Below are 14,274 nucleotides of genomic sequence, written 5' to 3'. Positions count from 1 at the left end.
CAGGTCAGAGAACGGCGTCTTTGCGGACACCGTTTGAGGCAAAGAAGCGCTTCAGTCGCACCAGCGCTTCCTGTTGGATCTGGCGCACACGCTCGCGCGTGAGGCCCATTTCGTCGGCCAGCTCCTCGAGCGTGGCGGGCTCGATGTGATTCAGACCGAAGCGCCGCTCGATCACATGGCGGTGCTTGTCCGACAAACGCGCGAGCCATGCGCGTGTCAGTGTTTCGAGCTCGCGATGCTGCACTTCGGCGTCTGGCGACTGGCTCTGGTCGTCCGACAGCAGATCGAGCAGGCTGCTCGCCGGATCGAGATCGAGCGGCGCATCGAGCGAGGCGGTGTGCTCGTTCAGCGCGAGGATGTCGGTGACTTCGTCGGTGGTCTTGCCGGTCAGATAAGCGATGTCGTCGATGCTCGCGTCGCGGCGCTCGGCCGCCTCCCCCGAATTCATCGAGTTCTTTTCCAGATGGCGCTTCGCGCGCAACACCTGGTTGAGCTCACGAATCACATGCACGGGCAATCGCACCGTACGCGCCTGGTTCATGATCGCGCGCTCGATGCTCTGGCGGATCCACCACGTCGCGTAGGTCGAGAAACGGAAGCCGCGCGTCGGATCGAATTTTTCGATTGCGTGCATGAGGCCGAGGTTGCCCTCCTCGATCAGATCGAGCAGCGGCACGCCGCGATTCAGATAACCCTTGGCAATGCTGACGACCAGCCGCAGATTGCGCTCGATCATTACCTGCCGCGCTTCGAACTCGCCGGCCTTGGCAAGGCGCGAATATTTCTGCTCTTCCTCGACGGTGAGCAACGGCTTCACGCTGATGCGATTCAGATAATGCTGAATCGTGTCGGCCGTGAGCTCGGCCTGCAGCAGTGCGCGGAAATCGTCGGCGTCGGGCGGCGCCTCGCCGGTGGTTTCGCGCGCGTCAGCGCTCTCGCTGTCGTCGAGGCCGCTCTGGCGTTCGTCGAGATCGCGCTCCTCCGCGACCTCTTCTTCCACTTCCGAAGCGCCGCTTTCGTCCACTGCGGCAGACGTGACTTCGCTGATCGTCTCAGACTCGGCTTGCGGCGGGCGGCGCTTCGATTTCGGCATGGTCGTATCGCTTATTGCGGCGGCAAATACTTCAGTGGGTCGACTGGTTTACCCTGTCGGCGAACTTCGAAATGCAACATCACACGGTCGGAATCGCTATTGCCCATCTCTGCGATCTTCTGCCCCTTCGTAACCGCGTCCCCCTCTTTTACCATCAAAGCGCGGTTGTGTGCATACGCGGTGAGATAAGTTGCATCATGCTTGATGATAATGAGATTGCCGTAACCACGCAGCCCATTTCCGGCATAGACGACGCGACCATCGGCTGACGCTTTAACCGGCTCGCCCGCGGAGCCGCCGATATTGACGCCCTTGTTGGTCGAGTCGTTGAACGTGTTGAGTAGCGGACCGCGCACCGGCCATGCAAATGCTACGTTGCCTGCCGCGGCGCTGCCGATGTCGGCGCTCGCCGCAGAGGGATTGGCCGGAGGCGCAGCTACCGCACCATTCGCGGGCGTACCGTTCGTCGCGCCGCCGTAGAGCGGCGGCATCGCAGCGCCGACCACGGCCGGCGCGTTGTTGTTCAGCGGTGCGCTTTGCACCGCGCCCGTGCTGCCGATCGGCGCGGTCGACACGCCCGGCGTCATGGCCGCGGTATTCGCGCCCGGCGGCACGACGCGCAGCAGCTGGTCGACTTCGATCTGATTCGGGTTGGTCAGGTTGTTCCACGTCGAGATGTCGCGGTAATTCTGGCCGTTTTCGAGCGCAATACGGTACAGCGTATCGCCCGGCTTCACGCGATAGTAGCCGGGCGGCGGCGGGCCGAGCGGCACCGCCGGTTGCGCCGCGCCCTGCGCGGTGGCGAGCGTGCCGCCGCCGGAGCGGTCGACGACGGGCGCCTGGTCGAGCCGGGATGCACAGGCCGTCATCAACAGGGACAAGGCGAGCACGCACACGCTGCGCTGGGTTACGGTCAGGGGGGTATTCGGGGTGGTTCTCTGCATCGCGCGCAACATACTCATCGGTGTCAAATCACTCCGGATTTTAAGGGTACAAAGAAAACGCGATCAAGCCGCGACTCGCGCCATTGCGCGGGGCCGAGGCGCTCGATCAGCGTCAGCACCTGGCTCTGTCCTTCCTGCGAGCCGACCGGCGCAACCAGACGTCCGCCGATCGCAAGCTGCTCGAGCAACGCCTGCGGCACGTCGAGCCCGGCCGCCGCGATCACGATCGCGTCGAACGGGGCCGCCGACGGCAAACCGAGCCGCCCGTCGCCGTAATGCAGCCGGATATTCGGAATGCGCAGCGGACGCAGATTCGTCTTCGCGCGCTCGGACAGCGGCTTGATGCGTTCGATCGAATAAACCTCGCGCGCGACCTGGCTCAGCACCGCCGCCTGATAGCCGCAACCGGTGCCGATTTCGAGCACCGTGTTCAGCGCGCGCCCGGCCGCCGCGAGTTCGATCATTCGCGCAACCACCGACGGCTTCGAGATAGTCTGGTGATGACCGATCGGCAGCGCGGCATCTTCGTACGCCTGGGCCGCAAGACCCGGATCGACGAACATGTGGCGCGGCACCGCCGCCATCGCGTTCAGCACACGCTGATCGCTGACGCCATTGGCTCGCACGCGTTCGACCATGCGTTCGCGAACCCGTTCCGAGGTCAGCGCCAGGGCGTTGTTCATCGCGCCGCTGGTCGCGCCGCCGAATGCGCCGCTCATTGCACCGGCCAACGCGGCGTTCGGCGCGGGTTTCGCGCTTTGCTGCAGTTGCGACTGGAGTGGCGATGGCGTCGCGCGTGCGCTGTGGCCAGACGCATGCGTCGAGTTTTTGCCTGGCTTGACCGACGACTTTGGTGCTTGCTTGACAGGCTGCCCCGCCAATGCACCAGCCAACGAGTTCGCCGTTGTCTTTGCGACTGGCGCGGCCTGCGGCTTTGGCGGCATTGCACCGGTCGCCGCCGTTGACGTACCGAACGAAGCGCTTTGCGTCTTCGCCTGGGGAATCACCTGGGGTCGCGTCGCCGGCGTAGCTTGCGCAGCAGCTGAGGTCCTCGCTTGCGCCCGTGCGGCCGCGCCGCCCTGCGTCGGTTTCGCCGACTGCTGCCGTGCGTTCAACGCCGCGCTCGCCGCGAGCGCCGCCGCGCGCATCTCACCCGGACGTCCCTCGGGCCGGCGCGGTTCGCGCACCAGGTCCTCGAGACCTAACGGAAAGCGCTTCGCGCGCTCGCCGGTCATGAACTGCCGCTCCCGGCGCGCAGCCAGTCGCGCGCCGCAGGCAGCATTTGCGTGTAGGTCAGATCGAGCTGCAGCGGCGTGATCGACACGGCGCCGTTGGCCACCGCATGGAAGTCCGTGCCTTCACTCGCGTCGCGCGCCTGGCCCGAGGCGCCGATCCAATAGATCGGTTCGCCGCGCGGATTGGTCTGGCGGATCACCGGCTGCGACGGATGACGTTTGCCGAGTCGCGTGATCTGCCAGCCGCGCAGTTCGTCATACGGCAGGTTAGGGATATTGACGTTCAGCAGCGGATGTCCCGGCAACGGCCGCGCGAGATAATGCGCGACGATTTCGGCGGCAACGCGGGCCGCGTCTTCGAGATGCGCCCAGTCCTTGTCGACGAGCGAGAACGCGATGGCCGGCACCCCGAACATGATGCCTTCGGTGGCGGCTGCGACGGTGCCGGAATACAGCGTGTCGTCGCCCATGTTCTGGCCGTTGTTGATACCCGACACGACCAGGTCCGGTGTATGGTCGAGCATGCCGGTCAGTGCGATGTGCACCGAGTCGGTCGGCGTGCCGTTCACGTAGTAGAAACCGTTCGCCGAACGCAGGACCGACAGCGGCCGCCACAGCGTCAGGGAATTCGACGCGGCGCTGCAGTTCTGTTCGGGAGCCATCACGGTGACGTTGGCGATCGGCTTCAGCGCTTCGTAAAGCGCGGCGAGGCCCGGCGCCAGATAACCGTCGTCGTTGCTGAGTAGGATTCGCATGCGCCGATTGTAACCGAGGAAAGATGGCACGCGAACGACATGGACGGCGTGTCTGCGTGGCGTGCACAAGCGTCGTGCGAGCCAGTATTTTCCAGGTGCGCGAATGCTTGTATCGAACGCAAAGATGCTGCTTCGCACTGAATGCGCGGCCGTGCGCGCTCGTCGATGAAATCGGATCCTGTGCGTGCTTCGCGCTGTGCAATGCAATACGGCTTGCGCGAGAAGCGCGCGCGACGCATCGAAAGCGCGCTGCAAGTTGTAACCCGCAGCGCAATAAATCGCACGGTCGTGCGCTTTGTTTTACACTCGAAAACGGTGCCAACCCTGAACGATACGGAGACACGATGCGCGCGATTCGCTGCAAGCAGTACGGGCCGCCCGAGAGCCTGGTCGTCGACAACCTGGCGGATCTCGAAGCGCCGCCTGGCCACGTCGTGATCGACGTGAAGGCCGCGGCCGTCAATTTTCCCGACGTGCTGATCATCGAGAACAAATACCAGTTCAAGCCGCCGCTGCCGTTCACGCCCGGTTCGGAAGCCGCGGGCATCGTGCGCGCGGTGGGCGAAGGCGTCACGCAGTTCAAGCCTGGTTCGCGCGTGGCCGCGTTCACCGGCTCCGGCGGTTTTGCCGAGCAGGCGCTTGCGCCCGCCGCGGCCTGCGTGCCGCTCGACGATGACGTGTCGTTCGAACTCGCGGCCGCGTTCACGCTCGCGTATGGCACCTCGCATCACGCGGTGGTCGATCGCGGCGCGCTGCAGCCGGGCGAGACGATGCTCGTGCTCGGCGCGGCCGGCGGAGTCGGGCTGGCGGCGGTCGAAATCGGCAAGGCGCTCGGCGCGCGCGTGATCGCGGCGGCATCGAGCGACGAAAAGCTCGCGACCTGCGTGAAGCACGGCGCGGACGCGACGATCAACTACAACACCGAGGATCTGCGCGAGCGCATCAAGGCGCTCACCGACGGCAAAGGTCCGGACGTGATCTACGACCCGGTCGGCGGCGTGTATGCGGAGCCGGCGTTTCGCAGCATCGGCTGGAGGGGGCGTTATCTGGTGGTCGGCTTTGCGAATGGCGAGATTCCAAGGCTGCCGCTGAACCTGATGTTGCTCAAGGGCGCAAGCGTGGTCGGCGTGTTCTGGGGCGACTTCGCAAAGCGTGAGCCGCAGCGCAATCGCGCGGCATTCGAGCAGATGACCGGCTGGATTCGTGAAGGCAAGCTCAAGCCCTACGTGTCGGCCCGCTACTCGCTCGACGACACCGGCCGCGCGTTGCGCGACATGGCCGAGCGCCGCGTGATCGGCAAGGTGGTCATCACGCCGTAGCACGACCAATAAAGCAGCATCAAAAACGGCGCGGCGGCCGACTGCGATTTCGGCCGCCGGACCGCTTGCGATCCACGTTCACAGCTTCTCGGTATCCCCGGTGCGCGGCTGCCACTTCATCAAACGCCGCTCCGCGGTCCCGACGATCGCATCGAGAATCAGCGCGAACGCGGTCAACACCAGAATCCCCGCGAACACCGTGTTGATATCGAAGGTGCCCTCGGCCTGCAGGATCAGATAGCCGACGCCGCGCGCCGAGCCCAGATACTCGCCCACCACCGAGCCGACGAACGCAAGCCCCACCGACGTATGCAGGCTCGAAAACACCCAGCTCATCGCGCTCGGCAGATAGACGAAACGCAGCAGCTGTTTGCGGTTCGCGCCGAGCATGCGCGCGTTCGCGAGCACGACCGGGCTCACTTCCTTCACGCCCTGGTAGACGTTGAAGAACACGATGAAGAACACCAGCGTGACGCCGAGTGCGACCTTCGACCAGATGCCGAGGCCGAACCACACGCCGAAGATCGGCGCGAGAATCACGCGCGGCATCGAGTTCGCGGCCTTCACGTACGGATCGAACAGCGCGCTCGCGGTCGGCGCGAGCGCGAGCCACAGGCCGACGCCGAGCCCGATCGTGGTGCCAAAGACGAACGCGAGCACGGTCTCGACGAGCGTGATCCACAGATGCAGATAGATCTCGCCGCCCGTGAACCATTCCCAGATCCGCTGCAGTACTTTCTGCGGCTCGCCAAAGAAAAACGCCGCCTTGTTCGGATCGTCGAAATAGAACGGCGGTATCAGCGTCGGGCTGGTCAGCACGTACCACAGCACGAAGCACAGCACGAGCAGCAGCCACTGCCAGATCACCAGATTCGCCCGGCTCGGGCGCAACGTCTTCCACATGACTTGGTTTGCCTTGGACGATTATTGAACACGTCTTCTTTTCGATGCGCAGGCGGGGATGCGCGGCACATTTAAACAGCGGTCAGTTGCTGCTGATAGCCCTTGAGCACCTCATCGCGCAGCACACCCCAGAGCTGCGCATGCAACTCGACGAAGCGCGGATGCGAACGGATTTCGGCGACATCGCGCGGCCGCGGCAGATCGATCCGGAACTCGCCGATCGGATGCGTCGCAGGCCCGGCCGACAGTACCACCACGCGATCCGACATCGCGATCGCTTCGTCGAGATCGTGCGTAATGAACAGCACGGCCTTGCGCTTCGCGGCCCAGAGATCGAGCAGCTCGTTTTCCATCAGCTGCCGCGTTTGAATATCCAGCGCGGAAAACGGCTCGTCCATGAGAATGATGTCGGGGTCGAGGATCAGCGTCTGCGCCATCGCGACGCGCTTGCGCATGCCGCCCGACAGCTGATGCGGATAGCGGTCGCCGAAGCCGCCGAGACCGACACGCTTCAACCACTCTTCGGCCTTCGCGCGCGCTTCCGAGGCCGGCACGCGGTGAAACGACAGGCCGGCCATCACGTTGTCGAGCGCCGAGCGCCACGGCATCAGCGCATCTGCCTGGAACATATAGCCCGCACGGCGATTCAGGCCGCTGAGCTGTTCGCCGAACACGCTGACGCCGCCCGCCGACGGCTGGAGCAGCCCCGCGCCGATGTTCAGCAGCGTGGACTTGCCGCAGCCAGTCGGCCCGACGACCGACACGAACTCGCCGGGCTCGATACGCAGCGTCGTGTCCTTAACTGCTGTGTAGCGCTGTGCGCGGTTGTCACGCGCGGCGAACGTGCAGGTGATGTTTTCGAGCGCCAGGGCAGCAACGGTCATCGTACGGCTCGCTTCGGGAATCGGGTTAGCGGGGAGTTGTCGCGGCGACGCTGGGGCGACGGCTGTGGACGCGGCGAATCGCCCTGTCCACGTCCCATTCGATGCGCCTGTGCGCGCCGCGTCGTTTATGCCTTGACGGTCGCGAGCGCCTTCTTCACGAAGTCGTTGGTCCACGTCTTCGACAGATCGATCTGCGCGTTCTGGATCACCGGATCGAACGCTTTCAGCGTCTTCAGCGACGTCGCGGGACCGTCGGCGGGCATCAGGCCGTCGGGCGACATCGCTTCGCGCACGTGCTGCCACGCGTCGAGATAGAGCGCGCGGTCGCCGAGCAGATAGCTCTCCGGCACCGTGTTGATCAGTTCGCTGCCGCTCGCGTTCTGCAGCCACTTGAGCGCGCGCACCATCGCATTGGTCAGCGCCTGCGTGGTGTTCGGGTTCTTCGTGATGAACGACTGCGATGCGTACAGGCAGCCCGCCGGCATGTCGCCGCCAAACACGATGTGCGTATCGGTGAGCGTGCGGGTATCCGACACGACGCGCACGTCGCCGGCGCGCTCGAGGCGCGTGACGACCGGATCGAGATTGGCGATCGCGTCGATCTGCCCGGACTGCAGCGCGGCGATCGCGCCGGCACCCGCGCCCACGCCGATGAACGCGACGTCCTTCGGACTGAGCCCTGCTTTCGCGAGGACGAAGCTCGCCATGATCGACGTCGACGAACCCGGCGCGGTCACGCCGATCTTCTTGCCCTTCAGATCGGCGATCGACTTGTAGTTCGGCATCGTCTTCTTCGACACCGCCAGCACGATCTGCGGCGCGCGGCCCTGCAGCACGAATTCGCGGAACATCTGCTTTTGCGCCTGCAACAGCAGCGTGTGTTCGAACGCGCCGGAGACCACGTCGGCGCTTCCGCCGACTGCCGCCTTCAACGCCTGCGAGCCGCCCGCGAAGTCGGAAATCTCGACTTCGAGCCCCTCGTCCCTGAAGTAGTTGCGGCGCTCGGCGATCGTCAGCGGCAGGTAGTAGAACAGGTTCTTGCCGCCGACCGCGATGGCGACCTTGGTGGTCTCGGGCTTGCCCTGCGCGAAAGCGAACGGCGTGGCAGCGAGCGAGGCGCCCGCGAGCGCCGCACCGCCGGCGAGGAAGGTTCTGCGTTGCATGGTCCGTTGTCTCCAGATTTTTTGTCGTCCGGCTTTTTGACCGCCCGTGTGCGCGTTGCGCAAGCGCTTGGCCACGGTGTGGGGCTGCCGGTCGCAAGGCGCGAATCGTGCGTCAGCGCCGCGCTTTACGCGCCTTTCTCTATGCGTTGCGCTGTGCGCATCAGACGATCTGTTGCGCCCGCAACCGCGCGATGCCGTCAGCATCATAACCTAGCGATTGCAGGACTTCATCGGTATGTTCACCCAGTTCCGGCCCCAGCCAGCGCGTCTCACCGGGCGTCGCCGACAGCTTCGGCGTAACCGCGGGCAGCGTGATTTCCTTGCCGTCCTGCCATTTGAACCGCTGGATCATCTGCCGCGCGATGAACTGCGGATCGGTGAACATATCGGCGACGCTGTAGATGCGGCCCACCGGCACGTCGGCCGCGTTCAGCACCGCGAGCGCTTCGTCGATCGTGCGCGTGGACAGCCACGCGCCGATCGCGGCGTCGATTTCCTGCGTGCGCAGCACGCGGCCATCGTTATGCGCGAGCGCCGGATCGTTGGCGAGATCGTCGCGTTCGATCGCGATCATCAGGCGCCTGAAGATCGGATCGCTATTGCCGCCGATCACGATGCTGCCGTCGCGGCACGGATACGTGTTCGACGGCACGATGCCCGGCAGCGACGCGCCGGTACGCTCGCGCACCATGCCGTAGACGCCGTATTCCGGCACCACGCTTTCCATCATGTTGAAGACGGCCTCGTACAGCGCGACGTCGACGACCTGCCCCTTGCCGCCGTTCATCTGCTTGTGATGCAGCGCCATCAGCGCGCCGATCACACCGTGCAGCGCGGCGATCGAATCGCCGATCGAAATGCCGATGCGCGGCGGCGGCAGATCCGGATAGCCGGTGATATGGCGCAGACCGCCCATCGACTCGGCGATCGCGCCGAAGCCGGGCCGGTCGCGATACGGGCCCGTCTGGCCGTAGCCCGACAGACGCACCATCACGAGGCCGGGGTTCTCGGCGGACAGCACGTCGTAGCCGAGCCCGAGCTTTTCGAGCAGACCGGGCCGGAAATTCTCGACGACGATATCGGCCTCTTTCGCGAGGCGCCGCACGATCTCCTTGCCCTCTTCGGCTTTCAGGTTGATCGTGACGGACTTCTTGTTGCGCGCCTGCACGGCCCACCACAGCGACGTACCGCCGACTTCCGGGTACAGCTTGCGCCATTTGCGCAGCGGGTCGCCGCCTTTGGGGTCTTCGATCTTGACGACGTCGGCGCCGAACTCGCCGAGAAAACGCGCGGCGAACGGCCCGGCGATCAGCGTGCCGAGTTCCAGCACCTTGACGCCGGCGAGCGGACCGCACGCGTCATGCGGCGCGGCGCTCGCGCCTGATTCGGGGGTGGCGCTCATGAGTCTCCTTGGTTCTGCATCGTTGTGTACCCGGTCTGTCTGGTTTGCAACGACTTGCGACGATGCGTGCCTGGACGGATATGGCGGCGGCCAACGAAAGCCGCGCGGCTACATCGAACGACGGTCGAGCATCGCGCGCGCGATCGTGCCCGCGTCGACATACTCGAGCTCGCCGCCCACCGGCACGCCGCGCGCGAGACGCGTCACGGCAAGGCCGCGCGCCTTCAGCGTCTGTCCGAGGTAATGCGCGGTGGCCTCACCCTCGTTGGTGAAATTGGTGGCCAGCACGACTTCCTTGACGACGCCATCCGACGCGCGCTTCACGAGCCGGTCGAAATGGATTTCCTTCGGGCCGATGCCGTCGAGCGGACTCAACCGCCCCATCAGCACGAAATAGAGGCCGCGATAGGTCATCGTCTGTTCGAGCATGATCTGGTCGGCCGGCGTTTCGACGACGCACAGCAGCGACGGATCGCGCTCCTCATCGAGGCAGACCTCGCAGATCTGCGCTTCGGTAAATGTGTTGCACTTTTCGCAGTGACGCAGATGCTCGGTCGCGAACAACAGCGAGCGCCCAAGCTTTTCGGCGCCTTCGCGATCGTGCTGCATCAGGTGATACGCCATGCGCTGCGCGGACTTCGGCCCGACACCGGGCAGCGCTCGCAGCGCTTCGACGAGCGCCGACAGGGCGGAAGGTTGTTTCATGCGGATCGGTGTCGACGTGGGAGGTGCTCGGGTGGGCGAATTGGGATGCGGGGGTGTTGCTCGAACCGGGCCGCGCTTTCACGCCGTGACGACGCTTTCACGCGCGGCTGCAGGTTCGATGTTTCCAGCCTGCGCGCGGCGCGCGGCGGCGAGCGTCTGGGTTCGCACCGCGGCAATGAACCGCCGCGGCGCTCACCCGCTTCAGCCCGTTCTCAATCAGAGCAGGTTCAGAACGGCAGCTTGAAACCCGGCGGCAGCGGCAGGCCGGCGGTCATGCCGCCCATCTTTTCCTGCGCGGTCGCCTCGGCCTTGCGCACGGCGTCGTTGAACGCGGCGGCGACGAGATCTTCCAGCATGTCCTTGTCGTCGGCGAGCAGGCTCGGGTCGATCGACACGCGGCGCACGTCGTTCTTGCAGGTCATCGTCACCTTGACGAGACCGGCACCCGACTGCCCCTCGACTTCGATCAGCGCGAGTTGCTCCTGCATCTTCTTCATGTTTTCCTGCATCTGCTGGGCTTGCTTCATCAGCCCGGCGAGTTGGCCTTTCATCATGGACGTGCTCCTTCTAGATAGCGTGGAATCTGGCATTCCGGCGCCGCGCTGCGACGACGCCGCGAACGATGGATCAGTGGGCCGGCGACGCGCCGTTGGGGGCGGCGTCCGGGGTAATCGGGCGGATCGAGCCCGGCACGATGCTCGCGCCGAACTCGCGAATCAGCGACTGCACGAACGGATCGGCGCTGATCTCGCGCTCGGCTTCCTGCTGGCGCTGCGCGCGCAGCTTCGCGTCGTGCGCGGCGGCGGTACGGCGCGCCGGGCCGACTTCGACCTGCACGTCGACGTTCTGGCCGAGCCGCTCGACGAGCGCTGCCTTCAGTTTAGCGACCTGCGACGCTTCTGCGTATTGCGGCACCGGCACGTTGAGCTTCAGCGTGCTGCCGTCGAGCGCCATCAGTTCGCTGTTGAACGCAAGCTGATACGAGATGCCCTTCAGCGGCAGATCGACGGCGAGCGCCGGCCAGTCGCCGGTGAAACCTAGCGGATCGAGCGGCACGGCAGGCGGCAGCGGGCGCGTATCGGCGACCGGCGCCGGCGCGGCGGCCTGCGCGGCCGCGCCGTCCATGCGGACGTCGTCGGGGCCGCGGTCGAACACCGGCACGAAGTCGTCGTCTGGCGGAATGAAGTACGCGTCGTCCGCGGCCGACAACGGCAGGTAGTCGTCGGGCGGCATGTCGTCCCATGGTGAGATCGACGGGCTGTTCTGCTGCGCATTGCTGCTCGCGCCGCTGTTTGCGTCGCGAGCGGGTGCAGCCTGCGCGGCGGTGTCCTGCGACACGCGGCGTGACGCACCGGGCGTCGGCACCGGCACGACCACACGCGGCGCGGCCGGCTTCGGTGTGGCGGGTGCGGCCAGCTTCGCGGACACGTCCGTGTTAGCACGGCCACGGTCGGACGATACTTTCATGCCGGCGTTGCGCAGCACGTCGAGCGCGGCGCTGGCGCCGCCCGCGCGGCGCGGCGCGGAGTCGGCTGCGGCCGCCGGTGCCGCCGTTGAAGCGGGCGCCGCCAATTCCGGCCGCGCTTCCGGTTCCGGTGACGTGGCCTCTTCCGCGCGACCAGGCACGGTAGTTGCAAGCGCGCTCGGTGCGGACGAAGGTGCGATGTCGGAAACTTCGTTCGAGACCGGCGCGCTGGAGCTGGCGATCGTGGCGACGGCATTCGCGGGCGCGTCTTCCCACGGCGCCAGCGGGGCTGCCGTAATGGCAGGCGCTTCTGTCACGCGGGCGATTTCGGCGTTGGGCGATTGCGGTGCTTCTTCAGATTGCGCGGAGTCGGCTGCGGGCTTCGCGATCGGCTTTGCAGTCGGCGCGGTCGATTTCATCGCGTCGCCCTGCTCCTCGCCGGCAACGCCTACCTGAGGTCCACGAACGGGCGCAGCAGCTGCCATGGCCGTCGCGGACGACGGTGACAGCGCGCGCAGCGCGGCAACCGTCGGTGCACCCGAGCGCTGCGCACCGGCGCCGGCGCCGCCCGCATCGCTCTGCGTGCCAGCGGCTCCCGCCGCTCCGCCACCGCCGCCTGTCGGCGCCGGCTCGAACGCTAGCATGCGCAGCAGCGTCATCGTGAAGCCCGCGTATTCGTCGGGCGCGAGGCCCAGTTCGCTTCGGCCGATCGTCGCGATCTGATAGAACAGTTGCACCTGCTCGGCGCTCAACGCGTCGGCGAAACGGCGCAAGTCGGCCGCCTCCGGCCATTCGTCGAGCACCGACGAAGGCGCGAACTGCGCCCACGCGATCCGATGCAGCAGGCTCGCCAGGTCTTGCAGCGCCGTCGAGAACGACAGGCTGCGCAAGGCCATCTCGTCGGCGACCGCCAGCACCGCCGCGCCGTCGCCCTGCCCGAGCGCGTCGAGCAGGCGGATCAGATAGCTTTGGTCGAGCGCGCCGAGCATGCCGCGCACCGCGTCTTCACTGACCTGGTTCGCCGAATAGGCGATCGCCTGATCGGTCAGCGATAGCGCGTCGCGCATCGAACCGTCGGCCGCGCGCGCGAGCAGGCGCAACGCCTGCGCCTCGTGAGGCACGCTCTCTTCGCCGAGAATGCGTTCGAGATGCAACACGATATGGCCGGCCGGCATCTGCTTCAGATTGAACTGCAGACAGCGCGACAGCACGGTGACCGGAATCTTCTGCGGGTCGGTGGTCGCGAGGATGAACTTGACGTGCGGTGGGGGCTCTTCGAGCGTCTTCAGCATTGCGTTGAACGCGTGGTTCGTCAGCATGTGCACTTCGTCGATCATGTAGACCTTGAAGCGCGCATCGACGGGCGCGTACACCGCGCGCTCGAGCAGCGCGGCCATTTCATCGACGCCACGATTACTCGCCGCGTCCATTTCGACGTAATCGACAAAGCGCCCTTCGTCGATCTCGCGACACGCACGGCATACGCCGCACGGCGTCGACGTCACGCCGGTCTCGCAATTGAGCGCCTTCGCGAAGATGCGCGACAGCGTGGTCTTGCCGACGCCGCGCGTACCTGTAAACAAATAGGCATGGTGCAGACGGCCGCCGTCGAGCGCATGGGTGAGCGCGCGCACCACGTGCTCCTGTCCGACGAGCGAAGCGAAATCCTTCGGCCGCCATTTGCGTGCGAGAACTTGATAGGTCATCCGGAAATTGTATCAGTAACAATGGCGCGCAAAACCGATTCGGGAAGACGCGTGAAATGCGCGAAACGGCCACGACGACGCTCCATCCGAAGACGGCGAACGATCAATACAAAAGCTGGGAATGACTGAGGAGAAACTGCGCAGAAGCCGTGAGCACGGCCGCGGAGAAAAAAGCAAGGAAAGGTGACGAGCCCGACCCTCGGCACTGGTGGAAAACGGCTGTGGCTGCTTCGTTCCCGACCTGACCAGGTTGACCATCCCTCCATGCGAGGAGGCCCGTCACGAAGGATTCTATCATTGCCGCGCGCATTGTGCGACTGTTGACACGGGCAAAGCGCGAACGACGCTCCGCTTCGAACGGCTTCGCGCGGTTTGCGGCCGCTTTCTGCACGCCGCCAGACACCCTCCCGGCCACCGCTGCGACGCCCGCCACGCGCGGCACTTGAGTTCGCCGCGCGCGACACCATTTAGATTGCAACGCGGTCGCCGTGAGCCGCAGAAACCGGCCGACGCTGCGGCGGTGGCCTATTAGCCCCACTGCCTTGATGAGTACTATCGCCATCGGCAACGCATAGCGAATTAAGCTACACTGCCAGTTGAAAGACCCGCATACGCGACTCTTTCCGTGCATTGCGTGAAAATCCGGCGTTTTTTCAGACGGTTTTTCTGATTTTCACAGGCATGCGCGGCGAGGCTCCGG

At 65.5% G+C, this 14,274-nt stretch carries 12 protein-coding genes and 1 other RNA gene; 1 reads left to right on the top strand and 12 read right to left on the bottom strand.

Annotated features, from left to right (window positions below):
* Positions 1-4: 4 nt before the first annotated feature.
* From rpoS to surE, 4 genes are read right to left on the bottom strand one after another with little or no spacing between them, the layout of a single operon-like run.
* Positions 5-1,093, bottom strand: coding sequence for an RNA polymerase sigma factor RpoS (rpoS, locus tag HDG34_RS29215; RefSeq protein WP_018418126.1), 1,089 nt, complete (start codon positions 1,091-1,093; stop codon positions 5-7).
* 11 nt (positions 1,094-1,104) lie between these two features.
* Positions 1,105-2,055, bottom strand: coding sequence for a peptidoglycan DD-metalloendopeptidase family protein (locus tag HDG34_RS29210; protein WP_184028933.1), 951 nt, complete (start codon positions 2,053-2,055; stop codon positions 1,105-1,107).
* Between the two features lie 5 nt (positions 2,056-2,060).
* Positions 2,061-3,272, bottom strand: a complete 1,212-nt coding sequence (locus tag HDG34_RS29205) for a protein-L-isoaspartate(D-aspartate) O-methyltransferase (RefSeq protein WP_184064912.1) — start codon at positions 3,270-3,272, stop codon at positions 2,061-2,063.
* Positions 3,269-4,027 (bottom strand): 5'/3'-nucleotidase SurE, encoded by a 759-nt coding sequence (surE, locus tag HDG34_RS29200; protein WP_184063695.1) that lies wholly within the window; start codon positions 4,025-4,027, stop codon positions 3,269-3,271. The genes HDG34_RS29205 and surE overlap by 4 nt, the downstream gene beginning before the upstream one ends.
* Positions 4,028-4,371: 344 nt before the next feature.
* On the opposite strand from surE, the gene HDG34_RS29195 reads away from it, so the two are divergent.
* Entirely contained in the window at positions 4,372-5,346 is a 975-nt protein-coding gene (locus HDG34_RS29195; protein ID WP_090804634.1) for an NADPH:quinone oxidoreductase family protein, read from the top strand.
* Between the two features lie 78 nt (positions 5,347-5,424).
* Here HDG34_RS29195 and HDG34_RS29190 read toward each other — a convergent pair whose 3' ends face one another.
* The 8 genes from HDG34_RS29190 to ffs all read right to left on the bottom strand — a co-directional run bounded on the left by HDG34_RS29190 (position 5,425) and on the right by ffs (position 13,855).
* The gene (locus HDG34_RS29190) at positions 5,425-6,249 is read right to left on the bottom strand and encodes an ABC transporter permease (RefSeq protein WP_090804632.1); all 825 of its coding nucleotides are present in this window, start codon (positions 6,247-6,249) and stop codon (positions 5,425-5,427) included.
* A 71-nt stretch (positions 6,250-6,320) separates the two neighbouring features.
* Positions 6,321-7,133, bottom strand: coding sequence for an ABC transporter ATP-binding protein (locus HDG34_RS29185; RefSeq protein WP_184064908.1), 813 nt, complete (start codon positions 7,131-7,133; stop codon positions 6,321-6,323).
* Between the two features lie 125 nt (positions 7,134-7,258).
* The gene (locus HDG34_RS29180) at positions 7,259-8,296 is read right to left on the bottom strand and encodes an ABC transporter substrate-binding protein (RefSeq protein ID WP_184064905.1); all 1,038 of its coding nucleotides are present in this window, start codon (positions 8,294-8,296) and stop codon (positions 7,259-7,261) included.
* Positions 8,297-8,456: 160 nt separating this feature from the next.
* Positions 8,457-9,698, bottom strand: coding sequence for a CaiB/BaiF CoA-transferase family protein (locus HDG34_RS29175; RefSeq protein ID WP_184064902.1), 1,242 nt, complete (start codon positions 9,696-9,698; stop codon positions 8,457-8,459).
* A 108-nt stretch (positions 9,699-9,806) separates the two neighbouring features.
* Complete coding sequence (recR, locus tag HDG34_RS29170) at positions 9,807-10,403, bottom strand: recombination mediator RecR (RefSeq protein WP_018418135.1); 597 nt, start codon at positions 10,401-10,403, stop codon at positions 9,807-9,809.
* 227 nt (positions 10,404-10,630) lie between these two features.
* Positions 10,631-10,957, bottom strand: coding sequence for a YbaB/EbfC family nucleoid-associated protein (locus HDG34_RS29165; RefSeq protein WP_027197578.1), 327 nt, complete (start codon positions 10,955-10,957; stop codon positions 10,631-10,633).
* 73 nt (positions 10,958-11,030) lie between these two features.
* Positions 11,031-13,574 carry a DNA polymerase III subunit gamma/tau gene (locus HDG34_RS29160; protein ID WP_184064899.1) on the bottom strand — a complete coding sequence of 848 codons (2,544 nt, stop codon included), beginning with the start codon at positions 13,572-13,574 and terminating at the stop codon, positions 11,031-11,033.
* Between the two features lie 182 nt (positions 13,575-13,756).
* Positions 13,757-13,855, bottom strand: an RNA gene (gene ffs / locus HDG34_RS29155) — signal recognition particle sRNA small type.
* Positions 13,856-14,274 lie beyond the last annotated feature (419 nt).

Source organism: Paraburkholderia sp. HC6.4b, assembly GCF_014200875.1.
Classification (GTDB): domain Bacteria; phylum Pseudomonadota; class Gammaproteobacteria; order Burkholderiales; family Burkholderiaceae; genus Paraburkholderia; species Paraburkholderia tuberum.
This window is presented reverse-complemented; position numbering and strand designations above follow the sequence as displayed.

Coding starts and splice junctions, on each gene's coding strand:
- rpoS (WP_018418126.1), bottom strand. CDS start 1,093: ATGCCGAAATCGAAGCGCCGCCCGCCGCAAGCCGAGTCTGAGACGATC.
- HDG34_RS29210 (WP_184028933.1), bottom strand. CDS start 2,055: ATGAGTATGTTGCGCGCGATGCAGAGAACCACCCCGAATACCCCCCTG.
- HDG34_RS29205 (WP_184064912.1), bottom strand. CDS start 3,272: ATGACCGGCGAGCGCGCGAAGCGCTTTCCGTTAGGTCTCGAGGACCTG.
- surE (WP_184063695.1), bottom strand. CDS start 4,027: ATGCGAATCCTACTCAGCAACGACGACGGTTATCTGGCGCCGGGCCTC.
- HDG34_RS29195 (WP_090804634.1), top strand. CDS start 4,372: ATGCGCGCGATTCGCTGCAAGCAGTACGGGCCGCCCGAGAGCCTGGTC.
- HDG34_RS29190 (WP_090804632.1), bottom strand. CDS start 6,249: ATGTGGAAGACGTTGCGCCCGAGCCGGGCGAATCTGGTGATCTGGCAG.
- HDG34_RS29185 (WP_184064908.1), bottom strand. CDS start 7,133: ATGACCGTTGCTGCCCTGGCGCTCGAAAACATCACCTGCACGTTCGCC.
- HDG34_RS29180 (WP_184064905.1), bottom strand. CDS start 8,296: ATGCAACGCAGAACCTTCCTCGCCGGCGGTGCGGCGCTCGCGGGCGCC.
- HDG34_RS29175 (WP_184064902.1), bottom strand. CDS start 9,698: ATGAGCGCCACCCCCGAATCAGGCGCGAGCGCCGCGCCGCATGACGCG.
- recR (WP_018418135.1), bottom strand. CDS start 10,403: ATGAAACAACCTTCCGCCCTGTCGGCGCTCGTCGAAGCGCTGCGAGCG.
- HDG34_RS29165 (WP_027197578.1), bottom strand. CDS start 10,957: ATGATGAAAGGCCAACTCGCCGGGCTGATGAAGCAAGCCCAGCAGATG.
- HDG34_RS29160 (WP_184064899.1), bottom strand. CDS start 13,574: ATGACCTATCAAGTTCTCGCACGCAAATGGCGGCCGAAGGATTTCGCT.